This is a genomic window from Rhizobium sp. 21-4511-3d (assembly GCF_053522545.1).
Genome location: NZ_JBNWCF010000001.1, coordinates 1,040,313 through 1,056,748, shown reverse-complemented (window position 1 = coordinate 1,056,748; position 16,436 = coordinate 1,040,313). Strand labels below are relative to the sequence as shown.

Below are 16,436 nucleotides of genomic sequence, written 5' to 3'. Positions count from 1 at the left end.
GTTTCATGGCGAGTGCAAGCGAAATTCTGAAGCAGATCAAGGAGAACGACGTCAAGTTCGTGGATCTGCGCTTCACCGACCCCAAGGGCAAACTGCAGCACGTGACGATGGACGTCGTCTGCGTGGACGAAGACATGTTTGCCGACGGCGTCATGTTCGACGGTTCCTCGATCGGCGGCTGGAAGGCCATCAACGAGTCCGACATGGTTCTCATGCCGGATACCGACACGGTTCACATGGACCCGTTCTTCGCGCAGTCGACGATGGTCATCATCTGCGACATTCTCGATCCGGTCTCGGGCGAAGCCTATAACCGCGACCCGCGCGGCACCGCCAAGAAGGCCGAAGCCTATCTGAAGGCATCCGGCATCGGCGACACCGTATTCGTCGGCCCGGAAGCCGAATTCTTCGTCTTCGACGACGTCAAGTACAAGGCCGACCCGTACAACACCGGCTTCAAGCTCGACTCGACCGAACTGCCGTCGAACGACGATACCGAATATGAAACCGGCAACCTCGGCCACCGTCCGCGCGTCAAGGGCGGCTACTTCCCGGTTCCGCCGATCGACAGCGCCCAGGACATGCGTTCCGAGATGCTGACGGTTCTGAGCGAAATGGGCGTCGTCGTCGAAAAGCACCACCACGAAGTGGCTGCTGCCCAGCACGAGCTCGGCATCAAGTTCGACACGCTGGTTCGCAACGCCGACAAGATGCAGATCTACAAGTATGTCGTGCATCAGGTCGCCAATGCCTATGGCAAGACGGCAACCTTCATGCCGAAGCCGATCTTCGGCGACAACGGCTCGGGCATGCACGTCCACCTGTCGATCTGGAAGGGTGGCAAGCCGGGCTTCGCAGGCGACGAATATGCAGGCCTTTCCGAATCCTGCCTCTACTTCATCGGCGGCATCATCAAGCATGCCAAGGCGCTGAACGCCTTCACCAACCCGTCGACGAACTCGTATAAGCGTCTCGTCCCGGGTTATGAAGCACCGGTTCTGCTGGCCTACTCGGCCCGCAACCGCTCGGCCTCCTGCCGCATTCCGTTCGGCAGCAACCCGAAGGCAAAGCGCGTCGAAGTCCGCTTCCCGGATCCGATGGCGAACCCCTACCTCGCCTTCGCAGCGATGCTGATGGCCGGCCTCGACGGCATCAAGAACAAGATCCATCCCGGCAAGGCCATGGACAAGGATCTCTACGATCTGCCGCCGAAGGAACTGAAGAAGATCCCGACGGTCTGCGGCTCGCTGCGTGAAGCGCTCGAGAGCCTCGACAAGGACCGCAAGTTCCTGACCGCCGGCGGCGTCTTCGACGACGACCAGATCGACTCGTTCATCGAGCTGAAAATGGCCGAAGTGATGCGCTTCGAAATGACGCCGCATCCTGTCGAATACGACATGTACTACTCGGCATAAGCGAATACCGGAAAGCCCTGGCGAAAGCCGGGGCTTTTCTCGATGTCACTGAGGCTGATGGCGACATGACACTCATGTGACGAAATCCTGCACAAATCTTGATTTGAGCAGGCCCAATCACCAAATCTGGTGATGAAAGGAAGTCGTACCATGAAAGAAAGAGTTGCAAAGTTCGGTATCGGTGAAGTGGTCCGGCACAAGGTATTTCCGTTTCGCGGCGTGATCTTCGACGTCGATCCGGAATTCGCGAATACGGAGGAATGGTGGAACTCCATTCCCGCCGAAGTTCGCCCCAGCAAGGACCAGCCGTTCTATCACCTGCTCGCCGAAAACGACGAAAACGAATACGTCGCCTACGTCTCGGAGCAGAACCTGGTGAATGACGAAAGCGGCGTGCCGCTGCGCAATGAACAGGTCTACCAGATCTTCGACATGGCGCCGACCGGCCAGTTCAAGCCCAAGATGAGCCTGGCCAACTAAGCGCATCAAGTACCGATTCAAAGAAACCCCGCTCCGGCGGGGTTTTTCTTTGTCTGCGGCAACAAAAAACCCGGCGCGGAGGCCGGGTCTTCCGATGCGATATGGTCAGACGCTTACTGAGCGGTCTTTGCAGCGTTCTGCGCGTCTTCCAGCTTCTTGCGGGCTTCTTCAGCCTTCTTCTGCATGCTGTCCTGCAGGCTCTTCTGGCTTTCGGCAAGCTTCGATTCGGAAACTGCTTCGCCGTCATAAGCGCCGGTGAAGCCTTCGAGCGAGATCTTGATCGGGTTCGGAGCGCGGCGGAAGTTGATCGAGGTGAAGATCACGTCGCTGCCCTTCTTGAGGCTGGCGATCATCGCGTCGGTCAGCGGCAGTTCGGCCGTGCACTTGTCGGGCAGGCAGACTGCATAGTCGAGCTTCTGGCCCTTGTTGTTGTCGATCTGCATCATGATGCCGGGCGGGATCAGGCGGGCGGTCGGGACCGAGACCTGGAGGATCTTGCGGTTGACCTTGCCGGAAACGCTGATGAGGCCGACAGCCGTGACCAGCTGCCCGCCATTGGCGAGGATCAGGTTCTGGACGACGCAGATGTCGTTGTCTTCCTGCTTGCTGCAGGTCTTGTACCAGCCGAGCCGCGGTGCGCCGGCAGCCTGCTGCGGGGCATTGGCGGCGTCCTGAGCGAAGGAGGACACCGGTGCCGAGGCGGCGCCGAAGGCAACTGCGAGAACGGACAGGGCTGCCCGCATTTTCTTTTCAGACTTGAAGATCATAACGGATTCCGTCTCCTGATACCCATTCGGGACCGCGACCTGCAGCCCTCTCCAACCGGGTCATTCGGCACTCCACCTCATAAAACAATGAGGCAAATGCATGACCCCGAACTTCGGGAACACCTGTTACATTGAGGCGCTTCAGATATCCAGTATTTCTTTGGCAATTTCTGGATGCTCGTAAAGATTTGAGGGCGTGAATGTTCGATTTTTCGCGCTCCGTGATAGTCTTCGCGCGAATCGAGCCCTGCCGGAAAGGAAATTCAGAGATGCTCCGGATCGCCCTGCCCGCCGTCTTCGCCCTCATCTGCACTGCCGCCGCCGCTGAGCCGCTTCACGGCATTGCAATGCATGGCCAGCCGGCGCTGCCTGCTGATTACAAGAGCTTCCCTTACGTCAATCCGGATGTGAAGAAGGGCGGACATATCACCTATGGCGTGGTCGGCACCTTCGACAATCTCAATCCGTTCATCCTGAAGAGCATGCGCACGACGGCGCGCGGCATGTGGGACCCTGATTACGGCAATCTCGTCTACGAATCGCTGCTGCAGCGTTCGCGCGACGAGCCCTTCACGCTCTATGGTTTGCTCGCCGAAAGCGTCGAGTGGGACGACAACCGGACCTTCATCCAGTTCAACCTCAATCCGAAGGCGAAATGGGCGGACGGCCAGCCCGTTACGGCCGAGGACGTGATGTTCACCTTCGAGCTCTTGCGCGACAAGGGCCGGGTACCCTTCTCGACACGGCTCAACCTGGTCTCGAAGATGGAGAAGGTCGGCGAGCGCGGCGTCCGCTTTACCTTCAACGACAAGGCCGATCGCGAAACGCCGATGGTCTTCGGGCTGATGCCCGTCCTGCCGAAGCATCTGATCGATCCGGAAACCTTCGACCGTAGCTCGCTGACGCCGCCCGTCGGTTCTGGGCCGTACAAGATCAAGACGGTGAAACCCGGCGAGAGCATCACCTTCGAGCGCGACCCGAATTACTGGGGCAAGGACATTCCGTCCAAGGTCGGGATGGACAATTACGACCGGATCACCGTTCAGTATTTCCTGCAGGACACGACGCTGTTCGAAGCCTTCAAGAAGGGCGATGTCGATGTCTATCCGGATGGAAGCCCCGGTCATTGGGCGACCGCCTATAATTTCCCGGCAGTCAGCTCCGGCGCCGTCATCAAGGACACGTTCCAGCCGCAGCTGCCGAGCGGCATGTTCGGCTTCGTCTTCAATACCCGCCGGCCGATATTCCAGAACGTCAAGCTGCGCGAGGGGCTGTCGCTGGTCTTCGATTTCGAATGGGCGAACAAGAACCTGTTCTCGGGTGCCTACAAGCGCACCGAAAGCTTCTGGCAGAATTCCGAGCTTTCGAGCTTCGGCGTCCCAGCCGACGCGCATGAGCTTGCGATGCTTGGGCCGCTGAAGGACAAGATCGATCCTGAAATCCTCGACGGCACCTACAAGCTGCCGGTTACCGACGGCTCAGGCCGTGATCGCAAGGTGCTGAAGCAGGCCGTCGATGTTCTCAAGGAAGCCGGTTATTCGATCAAGAACGGCAAGATGACCGATGCCAAGGGCAAGGCGCTCGCCTTCGAGATCATGACACAGAATGCCGACCAGGAAAAACTGGCGATTGCCTACCAGCGCTCGCTGCAAACGCTCGGCATTACCACTTCGATCCGCACGGTCGATGATTCGCAGTATCAGAGCCGGACGAACAGCTTCGACTACGACGTGATCGTCAAATCCTATGTCTCGTCGCTTTCGCCCGGAAACGAGCAGCTTTCCTATTGGGCCTCGGCGAGCCGCGACCGCGAGGGCAGCTCGAATTTCGCAGGCGTTGCCGATCCCGATGTCGATACGGCGATCAAGCATCTGCTGACGGCCCGCTCCGACGAGGATTTCACCGCGGCCGTGCGCTCGCACGACCGGTTGCTGCTCTCGGGTCACTACGTGCTGCCGCTCTATCATATCGACCAGCAATGGATCGCCCGAAGCAAGCGCATCGGTCATCCGGACAAGGTTCCGCTCTACGGATACCAGCTGCCGGCCTGGTGGGACCAAAGCGCCCAGTAGGCGGTTCCTTTTTCCTGCCTGGTTGAAGTCGGCGGCGTGAGCGCATAGATGGCGTGAAACACGGAAGCCAGAAAAGGAAAACACCATGGAACGCATTACCATCGACGTCGTCTCGGATGTCGTCTGCCCGTGGTGCTATCTCGGCAAGGCGCGGCTGGAGCTCGCCATTGCCGAAGTGCAGGACGAGGTCGGCGTCGACATCAACTGGCGCCCCTACCGGCTGAACCCCGATTACCCGCCTGAAGGCGTCGACCAGAAGAAGAGCCTGGAAGAAAAGCTCGGCGGCGCTGAGCGCGTGGCGCAGGCTCACAAGATGCTCGCCGATTTCGGCAAGGAAGTCGGCATCAACTTCAATTTCGAGGCAATCAAGATCGGCCCGAACACGCTCGATGCGCACCGGCTGATCCACTGGGCGATGATCGAGGACCGCGATAAGGCCGACAAGGTCGTCAATGGCCTGTTCAAGGCGAATTTCGAAGAGGGCCGTAATGTCGGCGATCACGCTGTCCTGCTCGATGTCGCCGAGAAGGCCGGTCTCGACCGCGCCGTGACCGCTTCGCTGCTGGCATCGGATGCCGACAAGGTTCTCGTCGTCGAAGAAATCGAATCGGCGCAGAAGATGGGCGTCAACGGCGTGCCGTTCTTCATCTTCGACCAGCAATATGCCGTCAGCGGCGCACAGACGCCGGATGTGCTGGCCGGCGCGCTGCGCGATATCGCCAAGGCGAAGGCCGAAGCCCGCGCAGGAATGAACTAACCCTTCGCCAGTTCCGCCAATTGCGTCATGATAACGGCTGCGCCCTGCAGCCGTTTTTCCGGCGTCGGGAGATCACGGGTCAGGAACAGGCTGTGATCCGGGCGGATCTTCGCCATCGCGCCCTGCTTGCCGATATAGCCGACGAGATTTGCCGGGTTCGGGAACTCCTTGTTCCGGAACTGCACGACGATCCCCTTCGGGCCGGCGTCGAGTTTCTCGACATTGGCGATGCGGCAGAGCGATTTCACATAGACGATCTTGAGCAGATGCTGGACCTCGATCGGCATCGGGCCGAAGCGGTCGATCATCTCGGCGCCGAAGCCGTCGATCTCCTTCAGCTCGGTGATTTCGCCGAGGCGGCGGTAGAGCGCCATGCGCAGGTGCAGGTCCGGGACGTAGTTGTCGGGGATCATCACCGGCGTGCCGACGGAGATCTGCGGCGACCAGCCGGTATCGGCGATCTCGTCGACGCCCTTCACTTCGGCAACGGCTTCCTCGAGCATCTGCTGATAGAGCTCGAAGCCGACTTCCTTGATATGGCCTGACTGTTCCTCGCCGAGAAGATTGCCGGCGCCTCGGATGTCGAGGTCGTGGCTGGCGAGCTGGAAGCCGGCGCCCAGCGTATCCAGCGACTGCAGCACCTTCAGGCGGCGCTCGGCGGTCGCCGTCAGCACCTTGTTGACCGGCAGCGTGAAGAGCGCGAAAGCGCGCACCTTCGAACGGCCGACGCGGCCGCGCAGCTGGTAGAGCTGGGCGAGGCCGAACATATCGGCGCGATGGACGATCAGCGTATTGGCGGTCGGCACGTCGAGACCGGATTCGACGATGGTCGTCGACAGCAGCACGTCGTATCGGCCTTCATAGAAGGCATTCATGATGTCTTCGAGCTCGCCCGCCGGCATCTGGCCGTGGGCGACCGCGACCTTCAGCTCCGGCACGTCGGACTGCAGGAAGGCATGAACGTCTTCGAGATCGGCGAGACGCGGGCAGACGTAGAAGCTCTGGCCGCCGCGGTAATGCTCGCGCATCAGCGTCTCGCGGATGACGAGGCTGTCGAAGGGCGAGATAAAGGTGCGCACCGCCATGCGGTCGACGGGCGGCGTGGTGATCAGCGACAGCTCGCGCACACCGGTCATCGCCAGCTGCAGCGTGCGCGGGATCGGCGTTGCGGAGAGCGTCAGAACGTGGACGTCGCTCTTCAGCTCCTTCAGGCGTTCCTTGTGCTTGACACCGAAATGCTGCTCTTCGTCGATGATCAGCAGGCCGAGATTGGCGAAATTGATGCCGGCGCCGAGCAGCGCATGCGTGCCGACGACGATGTCGGTCTTGCCGTCGGCGACTTCCTTCTTGGTCAGCGCCAGATCCTTGGAGCCAACGAGACGCGAGGCCTGCTGGACGCGGACCGGCAGACCGCGGAAACGCTCGGAAAAAGTCTTGAAATGCTGGCGCGACAAGAGGGTCGTCGGAACGACCACGGCAACCTGGACACCGTTCATGGCGGCGACGAAGGCGGCGCGCAGCGCCACCTCGGTCTTGCCGAAGCCGACGTCGCCGCAGACGAGGCGATCCATCGGACGGCCGGCGGCAAGATCGCCGCGGACGGCCTCGATGGCCGTATCCTGATCCTCGGTTTCGTCATAGGGGAAACGCGCGGCGAATTCGTCGTAGAGGCCTTCAGGCGTCGTCAGCACGGGCGCGTGGCGCGTCAGGCGCTCGGCGGCGATGCGGATCAGCGCATCGGCCATGTCGAGCAGGCGCTTCTTGAGCTTGGCCTTGCGCATCTGCCATGCGCCGCCACCCAGCTTGTCGAGCATCGCCTCGGTGCCCTCGCCGCCATAGCGCGAGAGCAGATCGATATTTTCGACCGGCAGGAAGAGCTTGGCCTCATCGGCATATTGCAGTTCGAGGCAGGCATGCGGGGCGCCCGCGGCCTCGATGGTCCGCAGGCCGATGAAGCGGCCGATACCGTGTTCGGCGTGGACGACGATCGAACCCTCGTCGAGGCCTGCCACTTCGGAGATGAAGTCAGCGGCGCGCTTGCGGCGCTTCGAGCGGCGCACCATGCGGTCGCCGAGAATATCCTGCTCGCCGATGACGATGAGGTCGCCGGTTTCGAAACCGGATTCGAGGCTGAAGACGGCCGATGCCGCCTCCCCCTTTGCGAGCGACACGACGTCCTTCAGAGCCTCGATCGGCTTGACGCGCTCGAGGCCGTGTTCGTTCAAGACCTGCAGCAGGCGGTCGAGCGAGCCTTCGGTCCAGGCGGTGATCAGCACCTTCGAGCCACCTGCCCGCTTGTCGGCGATGAACTTGACGACCGCATCGAAGACATTGACGCGCTCGGCATTGCCTCCGCCTTCGGCATTCGACCGCGCCCAGCGCTCGCCCTGGCGGGCATCGATATTGACGACGCGGCGCGCCTCGCCCTCATGCTCGTTGAACGGCGTCATGCGGATGGCGTTGAAGGCATCCAGCGTGCTGGCGAAACTCTTGCTGTCGAGATAGAGCTGGCCCGGTGTCACCGGCTTATAAGGCGTGCCCTGCGCCATCTGGCCCTTGGTGGGCTGGCCGGAGCTCAGGCGCGCGTCATAATAATCGAGGACCAGCTTGGAGCGCTCCTCGGCGGCTTCGCGGACCGTGTGATCGGTGACCAGCTGGAAGCCCTTGAGATAGTCGAAGACCGTTTCCAGCCGCTCGTAGAAGAGCGGCAGCCAGTGTTCCATGCCGGCATAGCGGCGGCCCTCGGAAACGGCGAGATAGAGCGCATCGTCGCGGGTCGCCGCGCCGAAGGCCGAGAGATAGTTCTTGCGGAAGCGGCTGATCGTATCCGGCGTCAGCGTCACTTCGCTCATCGGGTTCAGATCGAGCGAGCGGACCTGCCCCGTCGTGCGTTGGCTGGCCGGATCGAAGCTGCGGATGCTTTCCAGCGTATCGCCGAAGAAATCGAGGCGCACCGGCTCTTCCGAGCCCGGCACGAAGACATCGAGAATGCCGCCGCGCACGGCATATTCGCCGACTTCACGGACGGTCGCGACGCGGTCGAAGCCGTTGCGCTCCAGGCGGCCGGCAATGTCGTCCATGCGCACCTGATTGCCCGGACGGGCGGAGAAGGCCAGGCTTTCGATGACCTCCTGCGGCGCCACCTTTTGCAGCATCGCATTGACGGTCACGAGAACGATCGCCGCATGCGGCTTTTTCTGGTGGGCGATGAGGCCATTCAGCGCCGCCAGGCGGCGTGCCGAGGTATCCGCGCTCGGCGAAACGCGGTCATAGGGCAGACAGTCCCAGGCGGGCAGCGTCAGGACCGGGATTTCGGGTGCAACGAACGCAAGCATCTGCTCCAGATCGGCCATGCGCTGGCCGTCGGAGAGAATATAGGCGACCGGCTTTCCGGCGCGCGCCAGTTCGGCGAGCAGCAGCGGCTCCATGCCCGCGGGCACGTTGCCGATCGTCAGCGGCTCGGAAGCGGCTGCGAGCTTCTTTGCATCAAATCCTGAAATCATTCCGGTTTCCTGGGAAGATCATCGGCCGGATAGGGAAAGTCTGGCCTGAAAGAGACAATCCGTTCGAACATCGGCGTCTGAAAACGCTCCGGCACCGGCCATGTTCCCATCACCCAGCGCAGAAGATCGTTGTCCTCTTCGTTCATGATGGTTTCGAGCTCGTCGAGTTCGGCTTCCGAAAGGGTCGGAAGCTCGGATTCGGCAAACTGCCCGAAAACCAGATCCATCTCGCGCAGGCCCCGGTGCCAGCAACGGAACAAGATCCGGCGGCGGCGCGGGTCCAGCCCGGCACTCGAGAGCGTTACACCTGTCATGGCAATACCTTCCTGTTGATGCGCCTCTATAGACCCTGGAAAGCGGCTTGTCAGCCTTGCCAAGGCCCCATTCTTCATCGCATTTTGCGGCAATGCGCCCGACCATTCTCGATCCGCTGTTTTCCCCCGTTTCGGCTCTCGCAGGCGTCGGCCCGAAGATCGCGGAGTTGCTCGTCAAGCTGCTCGGCCGCGAGACGCCCGACGACACCCGCATCATCGACCTCCTCTTTCACGCGCCTCATTCGTTAGTGGACCGCCGCAACCAGCCGGGGATCGCGCGGGCGCCGCAGGGCGCGATCGTGACGATCACCGCACGCGTCGACCGGCATCAGGCGCCGCCACGCGGCAAGAGCAACATTCCCTACCGCGTCTTCCTGCATGATGAGACCGGTGAGCTCAGCCTCGTCTTCTTCCGCGGCCAGGCGGCCTGGCTGGAAAAGCAGCTGCCGCTCGACGAGGAAGTCACCGTCAGTGGCAAGGTCGACTGGTTCAACGGCCGTGCGACGATGGTGCATCCCGATTACATCGTGAAGGCCAGCGAGGCGGAGAACCTGCCGCTGGTGGAGCCGATCTATCCGTTGACGGCCGGCCTCTCGCCGAAGACGCTGCGCAAGATCATCGACGCGGCACTGCCGCGGATGCCCGAGCTGCCTGAGTGGATCGACTTCCCGGTGGTCCAGAAGCAAGGCCTGCCGTCGATCCGCGACAGCTTCATGACGCTGCACGAGCCGCGCGGCCCTGAAGATATCGATCCGCAGACGCCGGCGCGCCGCCGCCTTGCCTATGATGAGTTTTTGGCCGGTCAGCTGTCGCTCAGCCTTGTGCGTCAGAGGCTGCGCAAGGTCGCTGGTCAGCCCGTACATGCTACTGGAGAAATCAGCTCCAAAATATTGCAATCCCTTCCCTTTTCGCCAACAAACAGCCAGACGGAAGCGATCCGCGAGGCGCTTGCCGACATGGCGGGTGAAGATCGGATGCTACGGCTCCTGCAGGGTGATGTCGGCTCCGGCAAGACGCTGGTGGCGCTGATGACGATGGCTGCGGTCATCGAGAGCGGCGGCCAGGCGGTGCTGATGGCGCCGACGGAAATCCTGGCGCGCCAGCACTATGCGACGATCTCGAAATTCGCGGCATCCGCCGGGTTGGGGATCGAGGTGCTGACCGGGCGGACCAAGGGCCGGGAGCGCGAGGATATCCTCGAACGCATCGCCTCGGGCCAGGCACAGATCATCATCGGCACGCACGCCCTCTTCCAGGACAGCGTCAGCTACAAGAACCTGATGCTCGCGGTCGTCGACGAGCAGCATCGTTTCGGCGTCCACCAGCGCCTGCGGCTAACGGCGAAGGGCATCTCGCCGCATATGCTGGTCATGACCGCGACACCGATCCCACGCACGCTGGTTCTCGCCGCTTTCGGCGACATGGACGTCTCCAAGCTCACCGAGAAGCCCGCAGGGCGCAAGCCGATCCAGACGATCACGATCCCGAACGAGCGCACCGGCGAGATCGTCCAGCGGCTGAAGGGTGCGCTTGCCGAAGGCAAGAAGGCCTATTGGATCTGCCCGCTCGTCGAAGAGTCCGAAGAGAGCGACCTGATGTCGGCGGAAGAGCGTCATGCGACGCTGACCTCCGCGCTCGGGCCTGGCATAGGCCTGATCCACGGCCGCATGAGCGGACCGGAGAAAGACGCAGTGATGCTTGCCTTCAAGAGCGGCGAGATCCGGCTGCTGGTCGCGACGACCGTGGTCGAAGTCGGTGTCGACGTGCCCGACGCAACGATCATGGTGATCGAGCATGCCGAGCGTTTCGGTCTTGCGCAGCTCCATCAGCTCCGCGGCCGTGTCGGCCGTGGCGATGAGGCCTCCACCTGCATCCTACTCTACAAGGGGCCGCTCGGTGAGACCGGCCATGCGCGGCTATCGATCATGCGCGAGACCGAGGATGGCTTCCGAATTGCGGAAGAGGACTTGAAGCTGCGCGGCGAAGGCGAGCTTCTGGGCACCCGCCAGTCTGGCACGCCGGGGTTCAGGATCGCCAGCCTTGAGGATCATGCCGATCTCCTGGAGATCGCCCGCAAGGACGCTGCCTATCTGATCGAGCGCGATCCCGATCTGACGAGCGAGCGCGGACAGGCGGTGCGCACCCTGCTCTATCTATTCCGGCGCGATGAGGCGATCCGCTTTCTTCATGCGGGCTGAGGCCTTCGGCTTCTCGGCGCCCGGCACGACCGGCAGATATTCCGGGGTCACGAGACCGCCGGAAACGAGAAGCTTGGCGCCGTCCTCAGCTGTCATGTCGAGCACGACGATCTTTTCGCGCGGCACGAAAATCAGGAAGCCCGCGGTCGGCACCGGCGTCGGCGGCAGGAAGACGCTGACCATGTCCTTGCCCATCGCATTGAACTTCGAGGCGATCTCGCCCTTGGCATCGGTGGCGATGAAGACCAGCGACCAGAGGCCGGCGCTCGGATATTCGATCAGACCGACCTTCTTGAAGGAATCGCTGCGCTCCTTGAGCACCGTCTCGAAGATCTGCTTCAGGCTCTTGTAGATGCTGCGCACCAGCGGAACCCGCCGCACCAGCGACTCGCTGAACTGCACGATCGTCTGGCCGATGAGGTTCTTGCCGAGGAAGCCGATGATGGTGATGAAGATCATTGCGATCAGCAGGCCGGAGCCGGGAACGGCGAAATTCAGGTAACTGTCGGGGTCATAGCGGGCCGGGATATAGGGCTTCACCCAGCTGTCGGCCCAGCGGACGACGGACCATGTCAGCCAGAGCGTAATAGCGATCGGGGCGCAGATGATGAGCCCTGCGAGGAAGTTGTTTCTGATGCGCGTGGCAATCGGCAGGCGGGGAAGCTTGTTGGTCATCGCTCGCGATGAACTCCCTTGAGTCTATCAGCTTTCGTGATCAGGCGCTCCCCCGTACCTTCGTAACGAAGCTGCCAGAATTCGGTTCCCCGGACAAGCCTCGTCCGGGGATTTCAGGCTTCACTCCACCGTGACCGACTTGGCGAGATTGCGCGGCTGGTCGACGTCCGTGCCCATGAAGACGGCCGTGTGATAGGCGAGCAACTGGATCGGCAGCGAGAAGATCATCGGGGCGATGATTTCATCGACATTCGGCAGCGTAATCGTCGCCATGGTCGGCAGCTTGGAGGCGCCCGCACCCGCTTCATCGGTGATGAAGATGATGCGGCCGCCACGGGCCGCGACTTCCTGCATGTTGGAGACGGTCTTTTCGAAGAAGCGGTCATAGGGCGCGATGACGATGACCGGCATGTTCTCGTCGATCAGCGCGATCGGGCCGTGCTTGAGCTCACCGGCGGCATAGCCCTCGGCGTGGATATAGGAGATTTCCTTGAGCTTCAGCGCGCCTTCCATGGCCAGTGGGAAGCTGGTGCCGCGGCCGAGATACAGCACGTCGCGGCACTTGGACAGCTCGCGCGACAGGCTTTCCATCTGCGGCTGGATGAGGTTCAGCACGCGGCTCATGATGCGCGGCATTTCCGAGAGATGCTTGACCAGCACCTTCTCGTCCTTGGCGCTGAGTACGCCGCGAGCCTTGGCGGCGCCGAGCGCCAGAGAAGCCAGCACGGCGAGCTGGCAGGTGAATGCCTTGGTGGAGGCAACGCCGATCTCGGGACCGGCCATGATCGGGAAAACGGCATCGGATTCGCGGGCGATGGTTGACTCGCGCACATTGACGACGGCGCCGATCTTCAGGCCGTTGTCCTTGCAGTAGCGCAGCGAGGCCAGCGTATCGGCTGTTTCGCCTGACTGCGAGATGAAGAGCGCGGCCTGCGTCGGCTGCAGCGGCATTTCGCGGTAGCGGAACTCGGAGGCGACGTCGATTTCGACGGGCAGGCGCGCATAGCGCTCGAACCAGTATTTGCCGACGAGACCGGCAAGATAGGCCGTGCCGCAGGCGGAGATCGCCAAGCTGCTCACCGATTTGAAATCGATCCCCGCCGCATTGGCGCCGATCGTGTTCTCGGCGAAATTCACATAATGGCTGAGCGCATGGGAGATGACCTCCGGCTGCTCGTAGATTTCCTTTTCCATGAAGTGGCGGTGATTGCCCTTGTCGACGACATAGGCCGTCGCCTGGGAAATCTGCTTCTGGCGCTTCACGACATTGCCGTTGAAATCGACGATCGTCGCGCCTTCGCGGGTGATGATCGCGCAGTCGCCGTCGACGAGATAGGTGATTTCGTTGGTGAAGGGCGAGAGTGCGATGGCATCCGAGCCGAGGAACATCTCGTGCTTGCCGTAGCCGATGGCGAGCGGCGGGCCGGAGCGCGCGGCCATGATCGTGCCCGGATGATCCTTCAGCATCACCGCCAGCGCATAGGCGCCGGTGACGCGGTTCAGCATTTTCAGCATCGCCGCCTGCGGCTGCAGACCCTCGCGCAGATACTTCGCCATCAGGTGGGCGATGACTTCGGTATCGGTCTGGCTTTCGAAGACCGAGCCTTCGGCGGTCAGGTGATCGCGGATTTCCGAGAAGTTTTCGATGATGCCGTTATGGACGACGGCGACGCCTTCGACGAAATGCGGGTGGGCGTTGGTTTCGTTCGGAACGCCATGCGTTGCCCAGCGAGTGTGGGCGATACCGGTCGTGCCGGGCAGTGGCTCCGCATCAAGGCGCTTTTCCAGATTGAAGAGCTTCCCCTCGGCGCGGCGGCGATCCATGACGCCGTCATGGACGGTCGCGACACCCGCGGAATCATAACCCCGGTATTCCAGGCGCTTCAGCGCATCGACCAAACGCCCGGCAACCGGCTTGCTACCGACGATCCCAACGATACCACACATGAAATAATCCCCAACCGCTTCGAAATAGTGACGCCACTCCTAGCAATTTATTCTTATTTCTCAATCGGTCAGGCGGTCACTTTGGATTTCGGGCCGTAACTCAGCCCTTGGCCTTCTTCTGAGCCTTGATTGCCAGGGCGCGCTCGCGCAGCAGCTTGGCGCGCTCAGGCTTCATTTCCTGACGGGCGCGGCCGAATGCGAGAGCATCACCGGGGACATCATCGGTGATGACGCTGCCGGACGCAATGTAAGCGCCATCCCCAATCTGGACAGGTGCGACCAGCGAGCTGTTCGACCCAATGAAGGCGTTGGCACCGATTCTGGTTTCGTGCTTATTCACCCCGTCGTAATTGCAGGTGATCGTCCCTGCCCCGATATTGGTGTGCGCACCGACCACGGCGTCGCCGATATAGGTCAGATGGTTGACCTTGGCGCCCTCCGCGATCTTGCCGTTCTTCACCTCGCAGAAATTGCCGACCTTAGATCCCTCGCCGAGATCGGCACCGGGGCGCAGGCGGGCGAACGGGCCGACGGTGGCGCCGGCGCTGACATGGGCGCCTTCGATATGCGAGAAGGCATGGATGACGGCGCCGCTGTCGATCGTCACGCCGGGGCCGAAGACGACATTCGGCTCGATCAGCGCATCCTGGCCGATGACGGTGTCATGCGACAGGAAAACCGTTTCCGGCGCGACCATCGAAACGCCCGATATCATCAGCTCGTGGCGGCGGCGCTCCTGCCAGAGGCGCTCGATATTGGCGAGCTCGGCGCGGTTGTTGCAGCCGGTCATCTCGACTTCCGGCGCATCGACAGCCGTAACGCGCCCACCGAGCGAGCGAGCGATCTCGACGAGATCGGTCAGATAATATTCGCCCTTGGCATTGCTGTTGCCGATGCGGGCGAGCAGATCGAGCGCCTTGCGGCCGTTGATCGCCATCAGGCCGCTGTTGCACCATTTGACGGCGCGCTCGGCATCCGTCGCATCCTTCTCCTCGCGAATGGCAATCAACTCACCGTCCTTGACGAGCAGACGGCCATAGCCGGTCGGCCTTTCGGTATGGAAACCGATGACGACGATGTCGCTGCCGTCGGCCAACCCCTGACGTGCTGCCTTCAGCGGTCCATCGGTCTGCAGGGGTACGTCACCATAGGTGACGAGGATGTCGTCATAGCCGCGGGCGATCGCCTCGCGGGCGGCGAGCACCGCATGACCGGTCCCAAGCCGCTCCTTCTGCAGATGCGTCTCGACGGCGACGCCGCCGATCGCGGCCGCCTTCGCAACCTCATCAGCATCACGGCCGACGACGAGCGCGACCGAGGAAATGCCTGCCTTCGAGACAGCATCGACCACATGCGCGATCATCGGCTGGTTGGCGACCGGATGCAGAACCTTCGACTTCGAAGACTTCATGCGGGTGCTGTCGCCGGCGGCGAGAATGACGGCAAGGCAGGTGCGTTCCATGTGCAGGCTCCGGGAATCCATTGTTCGGCGCTTTGCTGTGACATAGCAGCAAGGCGAAGCGGCGACAAAGATGAAAAATCGGCTTACGCCGCTAGGCCGAGACGCGGCTGATCGTCAGGAAGGCTTCATGGACGTGATCGCGCCCATCGATGATCACGTCTTCCATCGCCTTGCGGGTCGCCGCGACATCACCGGCGGCGATCATATCGACGATGCGCATATGGGTGTCGGCGATATTGGAAAAGCCGTTCTGCGACGGCGGCGTACTGATGCGGAACATGCCGACGAGTGCGGCCTCGATCAGGCTGCCGAGCGTGCGCATGAACGGATTGTGCGAGGCATCGGAGACCGCCAGATGAAAGCGAAGGTCGGCGAGCGCCAGGCTTTCGGTCGTGTGTCCGGGCTCGGCCATGACAAGCGCCAGTTCACGCAGATGGGCGATATCGTCGCCGGTGGCACGCTCCGCCACCAACCCTGCGGCGAAGGGCTCGAAGGCCAGGCGGATATCGTAGAGCTGCAGAAGGAACTCTTCGGTGACACCGTTGTCGAAATGCCAGGCGATGATCTCGCTGTCGAACATGTTCCAGAGGTTCTTCTCCGTCACACGCGTGCCGACGCGGGCCTTGGCGACGACCATGCCCTTGGCGGCCAGCGTCTTCATCGTTTCGCGAAGAACAGTGCGCGATACCTTGAACCGCTGGGCGAGCTCCGCGTCGCCGGGCAGAATGGAGCCGACCGGATAGGTTCCGGCGACCATGGCCCTGCCAAGCTCATCCACGACCTGGGCGTGGCTCGTCCGCGTTTTCCGTCCCGCCTTGCGGGTATCAAGCATTCTGCTGCGCAAGC

The 16,436-nt window shown here is 62.0% G+C and carries 12 protein-coding genes; 5 read left to right on the top strand and 7 right to left on the bottom strand.

Annotation, left to right across the window (positions count from 1 at the left end; translation table 11 throughout):
* The first annotated feature begins 5 nt into the window (after positions 1-5).
* Together glnA and hspQ are read left to right on the top strand one after the other, a co-directional pair.
* Positions 6-1,415 (top strand): type I glutamate--ammonia ligase, encoded by a 1,410-nt coding sequence (gene glnA, locus ACQZ5H_RS05720; protein ID WP_203428899.1) that lies wholly within the window; start codon positions 6-8, stop codon positions 1,413-1,415.
* A 150-nt stretch (positions 1,416-1,565) separates the two neighbouring features.
* Entirely contained in the window at positions 1,566-1,895 is a 330-nt protein-coding gene (gene hspQ, locus ACQZ5H_RS05715) for a heat shock protein HspQ (protein WP_130278340.1), read from the top strand.
* A 113-nt stretch (positions 1,896-2,008) separates the two neighbouring features.
* On the opposite strand, the gene ACQZ5H_RS05710 is transcribed toward hspQ, so the two are convergent.
* Positions 2,009-2,662 carry an invasion associated locus B family protein gene (locus ACQZ5H_RS05710; RefSeq protein ID WP_112711869.1) on the bottom strand — a complete coding sequence of 218 codons (654 nt, stop codon included), beginning with the start codon at positions 2,660-2,662 and terminating at the stop codon, positions 2,009-2,011.
* A 269-nt stretch (positions 2,663-2,931) separates the two neighbouring features.
* On the opposite strand from ACQZ5H_RS05710, the gene ACQZ5H_RS05705 reads away from it, so the two are divergent.
* Positions 2,932-4,734 (top strand): extracellular solute-binding protein, encoded by a 1,803-nt coding sequence (locus ACQZ5H_RS05705; protein ID WP_449096979.1) that lies wholly within the window; start codon positions 2,932-2,934, stop codon positions 4,732-4,734.
* A gap of 85 nt (positions 4,735-4,819) precedes the next feature.
* Positions 4,820-5,491, top strand: a complete 672-nt coding sequence (locus tag ACQZ5H_RS05700) for a DsbA family oxidoreductase (protein ID WP_449096978.1) — start codon at positions 4,820-4,822, stop codon at positions 5,489-5,491.
* Here the strand turns inward: ACQZ5H_RS05700 and mfd are convergent.
* Both mfd and ACQZ5H_RS05690 read right to left on the bottom strand, forming a co-directional pair.
* Positions 5,488-8,994, bottom strand: a complete 3,507-nt coding sequence (gene mfd, locus ACQZ5H_RS05695) for a transcription-repair coupling factor (RefSeq protein WP_449096977.1) — start codon at positions 8,992-8,994, stop codon at positions 5,488-5,490. The genes ACQZ5H_RS05700 and mfd overlap by 4 nt on opposite strands.
* Positions 8,991-9,308, bottom strand: a complete 318-nt coding sequence (locus ACQZ5H_RS05690; protein WP_449097022.1) for an FAD assembly factor SdhE — start codon at positions 9,306-9,308, stop codon at positions 8,991-8,993. Before ACQZ5H_RS05690 ends, mfd begins: the two co-directional genes overlap by 4 nt.
* Positions 9,309-9,400: 92 nt before the next feature.
* Here ACQZ5H_RS05690 and recG point away from each other — a divergent pair, with 92 nt between their 5' ends.
* Positions 9,401-11,506 carry an ATP-dependent DNA helicase RecG gene (gene recG / locus ACQZ5H_RS05685; RefSeq protein WP_449096976.1) on the top strand — a complete coding sequence of 702 codons (2,106 nt, stop codon included), beginning with the start codon at positions 9,401-9,403 and terminating at the stop codon, positions 11,504-11,506.
* Here the strand turns inward: recG and ACQZ5H_RS05680 are convergent.
* The 4 genes from ACQZ5H_RS05680 to ACQZ5H_RS05665 form a co-directional block, all read right to left on the bottom strand.
* Positions 11,462-12,181: a DUF502 domain-containing protein gene (locus ACQZ5H_RS05680; protein ID WP_449096975.1), complete on the bottom strand. Its 720-nt coding sequence runs from the start codon at positions 12,179-12,181 to the stop codon at positions 11,462-11,464. The genes recG and ACQZ5H_RS05680 overlap by 45 nt on opposite strands.
* Before the next feature lie 120 nt (positions 12,182-12,301).
* Entirely contained in the window at positions 12,302-14,128 is a 1,827-nt protein-coding gene (glmS, locus tag ACQZ5H_RS05675) for a glutamine--fructose-6-phosphate transaminase (isomerizing) (protein ID WP_449096974.1), read from the bottom strand.
* 100 nt (positions 14,129-14,228) lie between these two features.
* Positions 14,229-15,590, bottom strand: a complete 1,362-nt coding sequence (gene glmU, locus ACQZ5H_RS05670; protein ID WP_449096973.1) for a bifunctional UDP-N-acetylglucosamine diphosphorylase/glucosamine-1-phosphate N-acetyltransferase GlmU — start codon at positions 15,588-15,590, stop codon at positions 14,229-14,231.
* 91 nt (positions 15,591-15,681) lie between these two features.
* Positions 15,682-16,422: a FadR/GntR family transcriptional regulator gene (locus tag ACQZ5H_RS05665; RefSeq protein ID WP_413711327.1), complete on the bottom strand. Its 741-nt coding sequence runs from the start codon at positions 16,420-16,422 to the stop codon at positions 15,682-15,684.
* Positions 16,423-16,436: the final 14 nt, after the last annotated feature.